Origin of the sequence: Vibrio sp. R-1 (assembly GCF_035615595.1) — a bacterium.
In the GTDB taxonomy this organism is placed as follows: domain Bacteria; phylum Pseudomonadota; class Gammaproteobacteria; order Enterobacterales; family Vibrionaceae; genus Vibrio; species Vibrio cholerae.
The window spans coordinates 32,950-46,745 of sequence record NZ_WPDC01000004.1 but is presented as its reverse complement, the minus strand read 5'-3'; the positions used below and the strand labels follow the sequence as shown (position 1 = coordinate 46,745).

The following is a 13,796-nucleotide window of genomic DNA, read 5'->3' as shown; positions in this document are numbered from 1 at the left end:
TTAACCATGTTATCCCCTTACGACTGGAGGCTGTATCGCCAACTGGTTGGGGGATAGCTGAGTAATGGACGTTCATAAATCACGGGGGAATGAAGATGAGCGAATTAGAAAAAATGCTCAAAGGTGAACACTTTGACGGCGCATCCGCGGAAATTGAGGCACTGCGCAGCCAAGCGGGAAGGCTCAAGCTCGAGATCAACCAAAGTCTTGATGAAGCGGAGCGCTATGCACTGCAACGTGAGCTGTTTGGTCATCTCGGTCATAAAAGTTGTGTACAGCCTCCTTTTCACTGTGAGTTTGGCAAAACCATTCGTATTGGCGATCACACCTTCATCAACATGAACGTGGTGATGTTGGATGGTGCCCCCATCACGATTGGCGATCACGTATTAATCGGCCCTAGTACTCAATTTTACACCGCATCGCACTCTTTAGATTATCGTCGTCGCCAAGCGTGGGAAACCATCTGCAAACCGATTGTGATTGAAGATGATGTCTGGATTGGCGGAAATGTCGTCATTAATCAAGGGGTCACGATTGGTGCTCGTTCTGTCGTAGCGGCGAATTCCGTGGTCAATCAGGATGTTCCACCGGATACGTTAGTCGGTGGCACTCCTGCGCGTATTTTGCGCTCACTGAAAGATCCTGCCGAATCAATGGCAGAATGATCGCACGGCTTGGCGTTTTATCCCTCAACTGCTTGACGTGATAGGTAGGGAAGGGGTTACCACTTTGAGGTTTACTGTGAAACAGCAATTCATCACTCATAAACACACCTTGTATGGTGTCGCGGCCATTTTGCTTTGGGGAAGCCTGATGGCATTAACGCGTCGTGTTGCTGAGGAGTTTTCACCGATTGGCGGCGCGGCGCTCATCTACACAGTGAGTACGCTGTTTTTGCTGTTTGCGATGGGGATGCCTCGACTCAAAGCGGGATCGAGTCGCTATATTCTGATTGGCGGTGCGCTGTTCGTGAGTTACGAAATTTGCCTTGCCTTAGCACTCGGTATGGCGAGCGATCGCTTACAAGCGATAGAAATGTCGGTGATTAACTACCTTTGGCCAGCCTTAACCGTATTGATCGCGGTGTTGCTCAGTCAGCGTGCGGTTAGCTTTTGGGTTTACCCGAGCGTGGGTTTGGCTTTCGCTGGTGTCGCGTGGACTATTGTCGCCGAACAAGGCATTTCGCTCGCCGATTTTTCAGCTCGCATCGCTACCAATCCAGCGGTTTATGCTATGGCATTAACGGGCGCTTTTATCTGGGCGATTTACTGCAATGTAACCCAACGTTTAGCACGAGGGCAGAATGCCATCGTACTGTTTTTTGCCGCGACCGCTGCCACACTCTGGCTCCAATACGCTTTGAGTAATGAGCCGGCACTCTCTTTTACTGGGTCGAGCATGGTGACGCTGTTATTAACGGGCATTGTGATGGGAAGTGGTTATGCACTGTGGAATGTGGCCATTTTGCGGGGGAACATGTTGCTGCTGGCAACGCTTTCTTACTTTACGCCGGTTATCTCAACCTTATTTTCATCGCTGATTTTAGGGGTGGTCCTCGGGTTAAGTTTCTGGCAGGGAGTGATCATGGTGACATTCGGTTCGCTGATCTGCTGGTGGGTGACTCGCGAGTCGAGTTCATCAACAGGGGAAGAGCCTGAAACGCCTCCGCCGCTTAAAGAACAAAGTTAACATTCAGCCCGCGAAAGCGGGCTGAGATGAGTTAGCGGGCAACGCTCACCGTGAGCTGTAATTGGTAAGGTAATGCCGCCAAGCTTTGCTGCAAGTGGTTTTCGATACGCTGAATATCTTCTACCTCAACCGAATCATCCTCGGCCGTTTTTAACGCCACTTCGACCCACAGTTCACGTCCGACTTTAGCCACACCGTAAAGCTCAAGTGGTTGTTCGGCGTGCTCTTGCGTGGCTTGAACACTGTGTGATACGGCTTGCTGTATATCGTGGCTTGGAGCCATCAACAATATTTCACGCAGAGCGGATTTCAGCATCCCAAGTGGAAGTTTTATAAAGTAAAACGACATCAACAGCATCATCATCGGATCGGCGTAGACCGAATAATGCGCCCAAGGGGTTAGGTTGATTAACCAAGCGGCAATAAAGCCAACCATGACCACTAAACTCAGCAAGGTATCCATCTGCCACTGTTTGACTTCTGCCGCAATCAGCCCGGAAGGGTGACGTCGGCTTAAGCCTGCCATTTTCCACCAAGCTAAAGCACAACCGGTGACGCTAAACACACCAAATAAGGTGGCGATAGAAGGATCCACTTCGCGTCCGCCACTGAGGAGAGCGGTGAGCGAGGAGTAGAGTGAATAGCTGACAATCAGCAAGATCACTAAGCCTTTTATCGCGATAACCAGGGGTTCTAACACTGCGCGCCCAAAAGGGAAGCGAGCGTCAGACGGTTTTTGAATAAAACGTGATACCGCCAGCGACAATAATGTTAACAGTAAACTCACCAGCGAATAGACACCATCAAAGACAATGACCATAGAGCCGACGAGTAGACCGACTAGCAAACCACTGCCAGCAAAGCCTGATGCGATAAGGGCAGAAAGCGTTAAAACACGCTTTTCATTAAAATTGGATTGAGAACACATCGTTAATTTCCTCGTAGGTTTCGCCGCACATTCTGGCGATTCATGGGGGAATCGCAATGTCGATTTACGTCGATAAGAGGAAGATAAATTTCTATTTTAAAATAAATATAATTAAAACAGATGCTTAATTAACTTTTCCTGTGTCAGTATTTTTGACGCTGAGTGCGGACATGCCTAGAAAGGAGGGGGATGTCTAGAAATCAAACAGATAATCACTCACCTTATCACTGAGCCAGAGAATGGCAGGGTTATCATGCATTCCGATAGGTTGGAATAAGCAGAAGTCTTCTTGCGTGAGACCGTACGTATGTTTAATCACGGTCAGTTGCTGCTCGCGTAAATAGTGACGAATCAATGGCTCAGGCAATACGCCCCATGCATTCTCACTCAAAATTGTATTGAGCATATATTCAAAGCTTGAGAAGCCGATATAGCGACGGGAGAAAGGCTGCAGGTTCGGGTTATCTTTTTCATTAAGATAGACCATGACGGCTTGCATGAATTTACGCAGTTCCTCATCGCTAACTCGTTTTTGTTTAACCAAAGGATGCTGGCTATTACACACCGACATGAGGCGGATTTTACCCAAAGGTTGGTAAGTGATGCGTGGATCGTCCAAGCGCTCATAATCGACGCCGAAAGCGCAGTTGACTTGTTGTGTCGCGACCAAGTTGGCTAAATCGCCACTGGAGGCCAAAACCATATTAAAAGAGGTGTTGGGAAAGAGTTTGTGCAATTGGCTGGCGATATCTTGCCAAAAATGGTCTGGGAGTGAATCATCACGCGCGATCCACATCTCGGCGGCAAATTCACTGCACGCTTGAGCGCAAGTCTGGCGGATACGTGATGCCGTGATGAGTAAACTCTCGCAATCTTTGTAAACGGCTTTGCCCGCTTCGGAAAGGGTTAAGTAGTTACCCGCTCTCACAAACAGCGCCACATTGAGTTCTTTTTCCAGCGCTTTGATCGCCATGCTTAATTTAGTACGATTGCAATCGAGTTGACGCGCGGCTTCAGAGACGGAGCCTGTATTGGCGATAGTGCAAAAAGCTTCGATTTGTGACAGGTTCATAGCAGACCCAAGTGGTTCAAACTTTTGGGATAATAAACAAAATTCAATGTGCTGCCTATCGGCATAAATTCTCGACAAATGAGGTCGAAATGGATTTTCTTAACAAAGAATGCGTTGTAACTCTATGAACTTGACTTCATTTTGGTTTACTCTTGGCAGCATTGCCCGAATACAAGAAGTAATACGGAGGCCATGATGGCACACGACTGGGATGAGTACGCAGCAAATTGGGAAAAAGACCCAGCGACCCATGCTTTTGCGCAAAGCGTATTTGAACATCTGACAAAAATCCTCTCTTTGCAGGGAAAGCATATTTTGGATTTTGGCTGTGGTACAGGCTTGCTAAGTCAGCGGATGTCGCCGCTTGCTCGTGATATTGTTGCGCTGGACTCATCAGAAGCCATGATTGAGGAGCTGGATCGCAAAGAACTACGCAACGTTGAGCCTGTGGTGGATTGCTTAACCCGTGGTTTGGTTGCTCAACATCCAGCCTTTCGTAAACAGTTTGATTTGGTCGTTGCCTCATCGGTATGCGCTTTCTTACCGAATCTTCAAGATGTGACCGATATTATTTTCACGCTAGTGGATGAAGGCGGGTATTTTGTGCATTTTGATTGGTTAGCCGATGGCAAATCGGAAATAGGTTTGAGCACAACTGAGATTGAATCTGTGCTGCGTAATGCGGGGTTCTCTGCCGTGGAGACTCGGGTCGTGTTTGATGTCACCACCGCACAAGGCACACAACCTGTTGTGGTTGGAATTGCTCGTAAGTGATTCATTGATTCATAGAGTTTGTTATAGCCGCTACTTGTACAGCGGCTTTATTTTTTCGCTTTTTGCTATCCCCCTTCCTACTTGAAGCTGCAGCGGTGTTGGCTACGTTCGTTCACCCCAATCACATCGTTTATCTATGCTCATGGGGACTCTCTCACTTGCCGCCTACCTGTAACTCCAAGTTGTTTGGGGATAAATCTTACCGACACTGTTTAATTCATTGGGTTATTACATATCAATTTCGTTAACAATGTGATTTGCATATCTTTTCCAAATCGTAAATTGACCATTTACTTCTTTTCACTAACAAAAATTCAACCTTGCACCTAAACTAATGATTGAATAATCAAAGACGAGACTCAGTTCCCCGAGTACACGTCTCAGTTTCTGTTTATTGACTGACAACTCATGGCTAGGGTTATTAACAAAAATCAAAAACAGAGCAACAAAGGAAAGGGTCAGCGTTTGCTGACCCTTTCCTTTTTCACCCATTTTCATCTCAAGTTAACTGGCTGTTCAGTTGCTGGCATAGCCACCGAATAGCTCGGTCATTCATGCTGGGTTTGTTCCAGACTAAGCTATAAGCCACCTTGCCATATTCAAAGGGTAGGGTTTTTTGCACCAAGCCTTGAGCTTGCATTGCGTGATCCGCCCACATCTTTGAACAGGTGAGCAGCAAGTGTGTCTGCCGACACAAGATGGCTGCTGCACCAAAGTCAGGAGTGGCAACAGCAATACGTCGAGTTTCGTGTTGCTGAGTCAGGTACTTCTCAAAATACGGCTCATTGAGCTCATTATCGAGAATGCCGATGTGCTTATAAGCAAGGTAGGCTTCGACACTGAGTTCAGTGTGAGCGAGAGGATGATCAGCGCTCATCAAACAGACCAGCTCATCCGATTCGATTACCTGCCAAACTAAGTCTTGGGCAAAGGTTGGTGGCTGGCTGATGTCATGTGGCAGAAGAATGCAATCAATCAAGCCACTCTGCAAAGCCTCAAACCCATAATGTTCTTTGGAGTGAATCGTCATGGAGAGCTCGGATGAGCAAGCGGCGAGAATCGCAGTGACTTTGGACGCAAATAGCTCAAATGTACTTTCACGCATCGCTAAACGATAGTGGCCTTGGTATGCCTGAGGATCGAATTCGGTGCAGTGCAATAAGCCATTCATACTGGACAGAACATGATGCACTGTTGGCCCCATTTGCTGTACATAAGGGGTCGGGATCAACTGATTTCCATCCCGGTAAAAAAGGTCGTCATTAAGCAGTTCACGCAATTGAGCGAGTATTTTACTGATACTGGATGGACTTACACACAGTCGAGCGGCGGTTTGGGTAACACTGCGCGTGTTGAGCATGACATGCAGGGCTGTCAGGTGTTTTAAGCTAAATCGGGAGAGGTGAATATAATCCATAAAAAGTCTATGCAGAGAACAGCTGAGCCAAGAATACCACTGTGGCACGAAAATCAAACCGATAAATGTGCCAAGATAACTCGGATTATGCCGTGTAATCAGTTTGTTATCGTATTTTCCGAGTCATGGTTTATGCCGTAAGTAATCTTTCTATTTCCGCTAACACTTGTGGATTGGCGATAGCCCCAAGGTTTTTCACTTCGTCACCATGACACACTTGTTTGACGGCCAGTTCGACCAGCTTGCCCGATTTCGTACGCGGGATTTCGCTGATGGCATAAATGTGAGCAGGAACATGGCGTGGAGAGCAGCGTTCGCGCAGTAAGCTGCGGATTTTCTGCTGCAGCTCCTCATTAAAGGGGACGTTTTGCGCGAGTTGAACGAACAAAATCACCTGTTCATCGCGGTCAATCTGGCGGCCAATGGCAATCGAATCGTGGATCTCAGGTAATGCATTGACTTGCTGATAAATTTCAGCCGTGCCAATCCGAACACCACCCGGGTTCAGAACGGTATCGCTGCGACCGAAGAATAATACACCTCCTTGGTCGGTGATTTCGATTTCATCGCCATGATGCCAAACTCCCGGGTATTTATCCCAATAAGCTTGGTGATAACGGCTGCCATCATCATGCCAAAATCCAATCGGTTGATTGGGGAAACTGTTTCGGCATACCAGCTCTCCACGCTCAGCGACGATGGCCTCTCCATGCTGATTGTAAGCCACGACATCCAAACCTAAGCCCGCACTTTGGCATTCGCCCTGATAAACCGGAGAAATAGGGTTACCAAGCACAAAGCAGCCGCAAATATCCGTGCCACCAGAAATAGAAGCCAGATGCAGATCGGATTTGACATGCTCATACACATAGTCAAATTGCTCAGGATAGAGCACCGAACCGGTCGAACACAGGGTCTTTAAGTGGCTTAATGAGTAAAAATCGCATGGAGAAAACTGATTTTTTTTCAGTGTTTCTAGGTACTTGGCAGAGGTGCCAAACAAGCTGACTTTGGCTTCGTCAACCAGAGCCCATAACGCTCCCGCTTGTGGGTAGAGTGGATGCCCATCATAAATCACTAAGGTTGCGCCACTGGCGAGTGCAGACACATGCCAGTTCCACATCATCCAACCTGTTGTGGTGTAATAGAACACGCGATCTTGTGGCTGGATATCACAGTGTAACTGATGCTCTTTCAAATGGTTGAGTAGCGTACCGCCAACGGAGTGCGTGATGCATTTCGGTTTGCCCGTTGTTCCAGAGGAATACAAAACAAATAGTGGATCGTTAAAACCAATCCGGCGGTATTCGACTCCTCGCGGTTGATAACTGGCGAAAATCGATTGCCAGTCAGAAAAGCTATCATTGAAATTCGGTGTGAAGTTGCGATCTTGCAGATATTCAATTTGACAGGTGTTGACCAGGCTCGGTAGGGCGCTCGCTATCTGAGCATTACGCTCTTGCATGGGAAACGATTTACCGTTAAACGTGTAGCCATTACAACAAAACAGAATTTTCGGTTGAACTTGACCAAAGCGTTCAATCACACTTTCCACGCCAAAATCCGGTGACGTCGAAGTCCAGATTGCCCCCAAACTGGTGGCGGCTAACATGGCAATCACGGTTTCGGGTAAGTGGGGAAGATAGCCAGCCACGACATCACCCTCTCCAACGCCATTTTGTGCCAACCACTGTTGAACGACGGAAACATGATCACACAACTGCTGCCAACTGAATTTCTTGGTATGGCCATTTTCATTTTTAAACCAGAGGGCGATCCCATCGGGATTTTGGAATGCGTATGAGAGTAGGTTTTCTGCGTAGTTGAGCTGAGCTTGTGGAAACCAGATCGAATCACGAGCGGGAACCATGGTTTTACCAAAACGAGGTAGTCCCTCACCAATAATGCAGTTTCCGCGATAGCCGATCACATCGCAAAATTGCCACACCTCAAGCCAGAATTGTCGTGTTTCAGCAACAGACCACTGATGCAACGAAGAATAACTGTCGATCGCTTCACCTTGCATGTTCACATGTGCGATGAACTGTTGCAGGTTAGAAGCGGAAATGCGCTCGTGGCTTGGCGTCCACAATGGTGTAGTCGATGACATAATATTCCCTGTCTAAAAATCAATTCTGACGTGATCACTGTGAACAAGTTTTGTCCTCGCAAGTTCGAAAGTCAACTTGACTGGTCAGGATCAGGCCTATGAAAAATAACTAAAAAGTGCACAATTGTAAAATTATTGTTACATCAGTATTGTCTTAATTGAGCAAGGTCCCATTGGCAGTTCAGATTGGGCTAGGTAGGCTTAATGTAATGAATTTGTTAAGGAGTAGGGCGATGACTCAGTATCACTCTAAACCCATTAGTGAGCATGGTCATATTGATTGGGATCAGGATGAGCATGCTGTTTGGCATGAGCTGATCACTCGCCAGCAAGAGGTGGTGAAAACCAGAGCCTGCCAAGCTTATTTAGATGGTTTGAATATGCTTAATTTGCCGACAGATCGCCTGCCACAATTGCCGGAAATAAACCGAGTATTGCAAACAGAAACCGGTTGGCAAGTTGAGCCTGTTCCGGCATTGATCAGTTTTGATCGCTTCTTTGCCTTACTCGCCGATAAGAAGTTTCCAGTGGCCACGTTTTTGCGGCGTCGAGAGGAGTTTGATTATCTCCAAGAGCCGGATTTCTTCCATGAAGTGTATGGTCACTGCGCTATGCTCACGCACCCTGATTTCGCCGCTTTTACTCATGTTTATGGCCAGTTAGGTGCTAAAGCGACCCCCAAAGAGCGTAGCTACTTAGCGCGTTTGTACTGGTTTACGGTTGAGTTCGGCTTAGTCCAAGAACAGGGACAAACCAAAATTTATGGCGGGGGCATTTTGTCGTCACCGGGTGAAACGCTTTACGCTTCAGAAAGCACAATCCCAAAACGTGAGCCGTTCGATATTATGCAAGTGCTACGCACTCCTTACCGCATTGATATCATGCAGCCGATTTATTATGTGTTGCCGGATCTCAGTCAACTGTATCAACTCAGTCAACGCGATGTGATGGGCTTGGTGTGGCAAGCTATGCAAGACGGGTTACTCCCGCCTCTTTTTCAACCAAAGGAACAACAACATGCTGGATGAATTACGTTGTGAAGCGTGCAGTGCAGACGCTATCGGTTTGACATCAGAAGAGCAGCAACAGCTGCTCAGTGAACTGGATGGTTGGGCATTAATTCACCGAGACGGTATTGCCCAACTTGAAAAGCGGTATCGCTTCAAAAACTTTAAACAAGCGTGGGCATTCTCTAATCAAATTGCTGAATTGGCAGAACAAGAATTTCATCATCCGGCCATTTTATTAGAATGGGGCAACGTGACCGTGACTTGGTGGAGTCATTCCATCAAAGGTCTACACAAAAATGATTTTATCTGTGCTGCGAAGTGTGACGCCTTAACATAATCGTTGGAAAACGCCTTCACACCTTGAATGTTGCAGGCTAAATGGTTTTTAGTTGTTCAGGGATTAAAAAGAAAAAAGCCAATCACAAAAGGGTGATTGGCTGATAAAACAAATGTGAACAATTTCATTCACTAACAACGTCAGTTGGCTAGGTGACCCTCGGCTTAATTAAGGGTCATTCCTATAAATGCACTATCTGTGCCAAGTTTAATAGGCACGTATTTGTGTGGTTTTTGTGCATTTCTTGCGGAGTTGCTGTTCATTTGGTTGCATTGTGCAATTGCAAAATGCAACGGCTCGCAATCCGCTTCAAACCTCTGCTAAATCCATCCCCGTATGGGCCGAAAGATCGAAAATAGCCATTTCTTACGTGAAGCGGTAGCCGTGCTGGCCGCATTCGTTCACACCAATCACACCGTGTATCTGAGCTCTTCGTCATTTGCCCCTACCTGCAACGTCAAGTCGTTTGGGTGTTAATCCGCGAGTTAGCACTGGCTGCCTATCAATTTCATCGGTATTTTAAAATTCATTTTATGTTTCAGTTCAAAGCATTTTTATTCCTTACAAAGGGATTTTTGAGCTTTGGATAGACATTTATTGTGATTAAAGCTTGAAATATCTGCTTGTCCTGCTAGGGTGAAAATAAACATTTGATTTGAACACAAAGGAAACTGTTGTGATGTTTACCGCTACGCCTTGGATGATTTATCCGCAAATCATGCACAAACCTGCGCTGCCGTGGGTATTTCGTCGGCCAACACAGGAAGATGGTTTGTCGATTCATGAGCTCATCGCGCAGTGTGCGCCGCTCGATCAGAATTCAGCTTATTGCAACTTTCTGCAGTCCAGTCATTTTCAAACAACATGTTTGATGGCTGAACAGCAAGAGTTGTTGGTCGGATTTGTTTCTGCGTATCGCAAGCCGGAACAGCAGAACGAGTTGTTTATTTGGCAAGTGGCGGTGCACCCCAGTGCACGCGGTAAAGGTTTAGCCTATCAGATGCTCAAACATCTGCTGGCGCGCGAGGATTTAGCCGACATCACGGTTCTTGAAACCACCATTACGCGCTCCAATCAAGCGTCTTGGCGGCTGTTTCAAAAGCTCGATAGAGAGCAGGGAGAGCAAGGCAGTGTATCCACTTTTTTGGATAAAACCTGTCATTTTGAAGGAGAACACGACACGGAATATCTCTATCGCATACCTCTTCAATCATCGAACTGACCTAAAGGATAACAAATCTGGTTATGGATATTTTTAAACACCACGAATCTCAAGTGCAGTCTTATGCGAATCATTTTCCAGTGCTATTTGGCAATGCCAAAGGCAGTTGGCTTTACAGCCAGCAAGGCGACGCTTATCTGGATTTTCTCTCCGGCGCGGGCGCGCTGAATTATGGCCACAATAATGCTGTCCTCAAACAAGCTCTCCTTGAGTACATCGAACGTGATGGCTTAACTCACGGATTGGATATGCATTCTGAAGCCAAAGCGCAGTTTATTGAGGCGCTGCAAACGCACATTCTTGAGCCGCGTGGATTGAACTACAAACTGCAGTTTACTGGCCCAACCGGAACCAATGCGGTCGAAGCGGCGTTAAAGTTGGCGCGCAAAGTGACGGGCCGTCATAACGTCGTGACATTTACGAATGGTTTCCACGGTTGTTCACTCGGGGCACTTGCCGCGACGGGCAATCAGCATCATCGTCAAGGCGCGGGTTTAGCACTCTCAGGCGTTTATCGTGTGCCTTATGATGGCTACGCGGGCGTTGATGGACTCACTTTGTTTGAAACCATGCTGCAAGATAACTCGTCCGGTTTAGATAAGCCTGCCGCGGTATTACTGGAAACAGTACAAGGCGAGGGAGGTTTGAACGTTGCTTCGGACGCTTGGTTACAACGTTTACAGGCGATCTGCCGTGCTCAGCAAATTTTGTTGATTGTGGATGATATTCAAGCGGGTTGTGGCCGTACGGGGACGTTCTTTAGTTTCGAGCCAAGCGGCATCGAGCCGGATATGGTGACCTTATCGAAATCGCTCAGCGGTTACGGACTACCCATGGCATTAGTGCTGTTTAAGCCCGAGTGGGATCAATGGAAACCGGGAGAGCACAACGGGACTTTTCGTGGCAATAACCATGCTTTTGTCACCGCTACTCGCGCGCTAGAAGCCTACTGGGCGAATGAGGATTTTCAAACCCATATCGCCGCACGCAGTGAGCAAGTGACTCAGGCATTGCAGCAGTGTTTGAGTCGTTATCCGACGTTATTTTCTGGCTTAAAAGGACGCGGCTTAATGCAAGGTCTGGCTTGCCATAATGGGGACATTGCCCGCGATATTGCCGCGCTCTGTTTTCAAAAAGGGTTGATTATTGAAACTGCGGGTGCAGAAGATGAGGTGCTGAAAGTGTTTTGTCCCCTCACCATAACCGAAGCGGATCTCGCGCACGGATTGACCATTATTGAGCGTAGTGCTGCTCGAATAGCACCGCGTGGATTGCAGCAAGCCTCCTGACTCATCCGAAACAAGCACAAAAATAAGGAGAAAACATGATTGTTAGAACGCTAGAGCAGTGCCGCCAAAGTGAACGTCGAGTGGTGGCAGAAAACTGGGAAAGTGTGCGTATGTTATTGAAAGATGACCATATGGGGTTCTCTTTTCATATCACGACCCTCTACGCAAACACCCAGACGCATATTCACTACCGCAACCACCTCGAATCGGTGTACTGCATGTCGGGTGAAGGCGAAATTGAGGTTGTGGGTGGTAAAACGTATCCGATCCAACCAGGAACCTTGTACATCCTAGATCAACATGATGAACACTACTTGCGCGCCTTTTCTAGCGAGATGGTGATGGCGTGCGTCTTTAATCCGCCACTCACTGGACACGAAATTCATGATGCGGAAGGTGTCTATCCGCTGGATAAAAGTGAATTGATATCACAATGTCATAAGGAGAAATGATGTCTTACACCGTAGAGAAAATCGGTGGTACTTCGATGACCGCTTTTGATGCGGTATTGGAAAATATTTTACTCAGGCCCGAGCAGCTCTATGGTCGAGTATTTGTGGTCTCGGCTTATTCGGGCATGACCGATGCCTTACTGGAATGCAAACGCACTGGTGCGCCTGGGATTTACCAAAAAATAGCCAAGCATGATGAGAGTTGGCGTGATGCGGTTTACGCCCTAGAACAGCGCATGCTGCTGATTAACGAAAATATGTTTGCAGATGCAATGACGCGTTTACGCGCGGATAAATTTATTCGTGCTCGTTTAGCCGAAGCCATAGCCTGCATCCAGAACATTTTGCAAACCTGCCAATATGGACAGTTTTCGCTGCGCCAATACTTACCGCAAATACGCGAGTTTCTTGCCTCGCTCGGTGAATCGCACAGCGCTTATAACACAGCACTCAAGCTCAACACACTAGGTGTTAACGCCCGCTTTGTCGATTTGTCTGGTTGGTGCGAAGCGACACAAGGCAACCTCGATCAGGTGATTGAAGAAGCGTTTCGCGATATTGATGTGACGAGTGAGTTGCCGATCGTCACTGGCTACGCTTCTTGCCAAGAAGGGTTGATGCGCACGTATGATCGCGGTTACAGCGAAATGACATTTAGTCGAATTGCGGTGGTCACGGGCGCTCAGCAAGCCATCATCCACAAAGAGTATCACTTGAGCTCGGCCGATCCGCGCCTGGTCGGCGCAGAAAAAGTGCGCCCGATTGGCTTAACCAATTTCGATGTGGCGGATCAACTGGCCAATCTCGGTATGGAGGCGATCCACCCCAACGCGGCAGCAGGGTTAAGACAAAGTAATATCGATTTGCGGATCAAAAATACCTTTGAACCTGACCATTCTGGCACGTTAATTACAGCCTCACATCAGCCGCAGCAAGATAGAGTGGAGATCATTGCAGGACGAGATAAAGTGTTTGCGTTGCATCTGTTTGACCAAAGCATGGTCGGGATGATGGATAAAGTCAGCCATGAATTGATTGAATGGATCCACGCAGCGAAAGTGCAGTTGATTGGTAAAGAGATGAACGCCAACTCAGTCACTTATTATCTGAGTGGCAGCAGCGAGCCACTCAATCACATTCGCTATCAAGCGGAGAAGCGTTATCCGCAAGCGAAAGTCTCAGGGCGAATGGTTGCGCTGATCTCAGCGATCGGTGCGCACATGGAAACCAACAAAGTGCTCGCCCAAGGATTACAAGCGTTACTGGAACGCCAGTTGCAACCCATGGCCGCGCACTCTTCGATGCGTAATGTGAATGTGCAGTTTGTGGTGGATGATGCGGATTACGCAAACGGGGTGTGCGTGCTGCACCAAGCGTTAATGCCCTTTGCACAACCATCGTCAGCGAGAAAAGTGGCGTAAACTCCGTACTTGTTGAATAAAAAGTCGAGCAATAAAAAAGAGGCAGAAAAATCTGCCTCTTAGACCAAGTTC

The 13,796-nt window shown here is 47.4% G+C and carries 14 protein-coding genes; 9 read left to right on the top strand and 5 right to left on the bottom strand.

The window, feature by feature from the left end:
- Nucleotides 1-95: 95 nt before the first annotated feature.
- On the top strand, nt 96-668 hold the full coding sequence (locus GOU96_RS01610) for a sugar O-acetyltransferase (RefSeq protein WP_001292091.1): 573 nt from the start codon (nt 96-98) through the stop codon (nt 666-668).
- A gap of 76 nt (nt 669-744) precedes the next feature.
- Nucleotides 745-1,692 (top strand): aromatic amino acid DMT transporter YddG, encoded by a 948-nt coding sequence (yddG, locus tag GOU96_RS01605; RefSeq protein WP_000813133.1) that lies wholly within the window; start codon nt 745-747, stop codon nt 1,690-1,692.
- A 31-nt stretch (nt 1,693-1,723) separates the two neighbouring features.
- Here the strand turns inward: yddG and GOU96_RS01600 are convergent, their stop codons facing one another.
- Together GOU96_RS01600 and GOU96_RS01595 are read right to left on the bottom strand one after the other, a co-directional pair.
- Nucleotides 1,724-2,620 (bottom strand): cation diffusion facilitator family transporter, encoded by an 897-nt coding sequence (locus GOU96_RS01600; protein ID WP_000337249.1) that lies wholly within the window; start codon nt 2,618-2,620, stop codon nt 1,724-1,726.
- Between the two features lie 193 nt (nt 2,621-2,813).
- On the bottom strand, nt 2,814-3,692 hold the full coding sequence (locus GOU96_RS01595) for a LysR family transcriptional regulator (protein WP_001054352.1): 879 nt from the start codon (nt 3,690-3,692) through the stop codon (nt 2,814-2,816).
- A 195-nt stretch (nt 3,693-3,887) separates the two neighbouring features.
- On the opposite strand from GOU96_RS01595, the gene GOU96_RS01590 reads away from it, so the two are divergent.
- On the top strand, nt 3,888-4,466 hold the full coding sequence (locus GOU96_RS01590) for a class I SAM-dependent DNA methyltransferase (protein ID WP_069213445.1): 579 nt from the start codon (nt 3,888-3,890) through the stop codon (nt 4,464-4,466).
- Between the two features lie 303 nt (nt 4,467-4,769).
- Here GOU96_RS01590 and GOU96_RS01585 read toward each other — a convergent pair whose 3' ends face one another.
- The 3 genes from GOU96_RS01585 to GOU96_RS01575 all read right to left on the bottom strand — a co-directional run bounded on the left by GOU96_RS01585 (nt 4,770) and on the right by GOU96_RS01575 (nt 7,993).
- Complete coding sequence (locus GOU96_RS01585) at nt 4,770-4,964, bottom strand: hypothetical protein (protein ID WP_001882642.1); 195 nt, start codon at nt 4,962-4,964, stop codon at nt 4,770-4,772.
- Nucleotide 4,965: 1 nt separating this feature from the next.
- Nucleotides 4,966-5,883, bottom strand: coding sequence for a LysR family transcriptional regulator (locus GOU96_RS01580; RefSeq protein WP_181743283.1), 918 nt, complete (start codon nt 5,881-5,883; stop codon nt 4,966-4,968).
- Between the two features lie 130 nt (nt 5,884-6,013).
- The gene (locus GOU96_RS01575) at nt 6,014-7,993 is read right to left on the bottom strand and encodes an acetoacetate--CoA ligase (RefSeq protein ID WP_134987624.1); all 1,980 of its coding nucleotides are present in this window, start codon (nt 7,991-7,993) and stop codon (nt 6,014-6,016) included.
- A gap of 233 nt (nt 7,994-8,226) precedes the next feature.
- Here GOU96_RS01575 and phhA point away from each other — a divergent pair, with 233 nt between their 5' ends.
- The 6 genes from phhA (at nt 8,227) to GOU96_RS01545 (ending at nt 13,724) form a co-directional block, all read left to right on the top strand.
- Nucleotides 8,227-9,021 (top strand): phenylalanine 4-monooxygenase, encoded by a 795-nt coding sequence (phhA, locus tag GOU96_RS01570; RefSeq protein ID WP_134987623.1) that lies wholly within the window; start codon nt 8,227-8,229, stop codon nt 9,019-9,021.
- Entirely contained in the window at nt 9,011-9,340 is a 330-nt protein-coding gene (locus GOU96_RS01565) for a 4a-hydroxytetrahydrobiopterin dehydratase (RefSeq protein WP_000883441.1), read from the top strand. The genes phhA and GOU96_RS01565 overlap by 11 nt, the downstream gene beginning before the upstream one ends.
- Nucleotides 9,341-10,019: 679 nt before the next feature.
- Nucleotides 10,020-10,562, top strand: coding sequence for a diaminobutyrate acetyltransferase (ectA, locus tag GOU96_RS01560; RefSeq protein ID WP_185835272.1), 543 nt, complete (start codon nt 10,020-10,022; stop codon nt 10,560-10,562).
- Between the two features lie 23 nt (nt 10,563-10,585).
- Nucleotides 10,586-11,851 (top strand): diaminobutyrate--2-oxoglutarate transaminase, encoded by a 1,266-nt coding sequence (ectB, locus tag GOU96_RS01555; RefSeq protein ID WP_258502369.1) that lies wholly within the window; start codon nt 10,586-10,588, stop codon nt 11,849-11,851.
- Between the two features lie 35 nt (nt 11,852-11,886).
- Nucleotides 11,887-12,303: an ectoine synthase gene (locus tag GOU96_RS01550; protein WP_000637105.1), complete on the top strand. Its 417-nt coding sequence runs from the start codon at nt 11,887-11,889 to the stop codon at nt 12,301-12,303.
- Nucleotides 12,303-13,724, top strand: coding sequence for an aspartate kinase (locus tag GOU96_RS01545; RefSeq protein WP_033928066.1), 1,422 nt, complete (start codon nt 12,303-12,305; stop codon nt 13,722-13,724). The genes GOU96_RS01550 and GOU96_RS01545 overlap by 1 nt, the downstream gene beginning before the upstream one ends.
- Nucleotides 13,725-13,796: the final 72 nt, after the last annotated feature.

What these genes read in the sequence shown, in the direction of transcription:
- GOU96_RS01580 (WP_181743283.1), bottom strand. Translation starts at nt 5,883, where the DNA reads ATGGATTATATTCACCTCTCCCGATTTAGCTTAAAACACCTGACAGCC.
- GOU96_RS01590 (WP_069213445.1), top strand. Translation starts at nt 3,888, where the DNA reads ATGGCACACGACTGGGATGAGTACGCAGCAAATTGGGAAAAAGACCCA.
- GOU96_RS01595 (WP_001054352.1), bottom strand. Translation starts at nt 3,692, where the DNA reads ATGAACCTGTCACAAATCGAAGCTTTTTGCACTATCGCCAATACAGGC.
- GOU96_RS01550 (WP_000637105.1), top strand. Translation starts at nt 11,887, where the DNA reads ATGATTGTTAGAACGCTAGAGCAGTGCCGCCAAAGTGAACGTCGAGTG.
- GOU96_RS01610 (WP_001292091.1), top strand. Translation starts at nt 96, where the DNA reads ATGAGCGAATTAGAAAAAATGCTCAAAGGTGAACACTTTGACGGCGCA.
- GOU96_RS01575 (WP_134987624.1), bottom strand. Translation starts at nt 7,993, where the DNA reads ATGTCATCGACTACACCATTGTGGACGCCAAGCCACGAGCGCATTTCC.
- GOU96_RS01545 (WP_033928066.1), top strand. Translation starts at nt 12,303, where the DNA reads ATGTCTTACACCGTAGAGAAAATCGGTGGTACTTCGATGACCGCTTTT.
- GOU96_RS01600 (WP_000337249.1), bottom strand. Translation starts at nt 2,620, where the DNA reads ATGTGTTCTCAATCCAATTTTAATGAAAAGCGTGTTTTAACGCTTTCT.
- GOU96_RS01585 (WP_001882642.1), bottom strand. Translation starts at nt 4,964, where the DNA reads ATGAAAATGGGTGAAAAAGGAAAGGGTCAGCAAACGCTGACCCTTTCC.
- GOU96_RS01565 (WP_000883441.1), top strand. Translation starts at nt 9,011, where the DNA reads ATGCTGGATGAATTACGTTGTGAAGCGTGCAGTGCAGACGCTATCGGT.
- phhA (WP_134987623.1), top strand. Translation starts at nt 8,227, where the DNA reads ATGACTCAGTATCACTCTAAACCCATTAGTGAGCATGGTCATATTGAT.
- ectA (WP_185835272.1), top strand. Translation starts at nt 10,020, where the DNA reads ATGTTTACCGCTACGCCTTGGATGATTTATCCGCAAATCATGCACAAA.
- ectB (WP_258502369.1), top strand. Translation starts at nt 10,586, where the DNA reads ATGGATATTTTTAAACACCACGAATCTCAAGTGCAGTCTTATGCGAAT.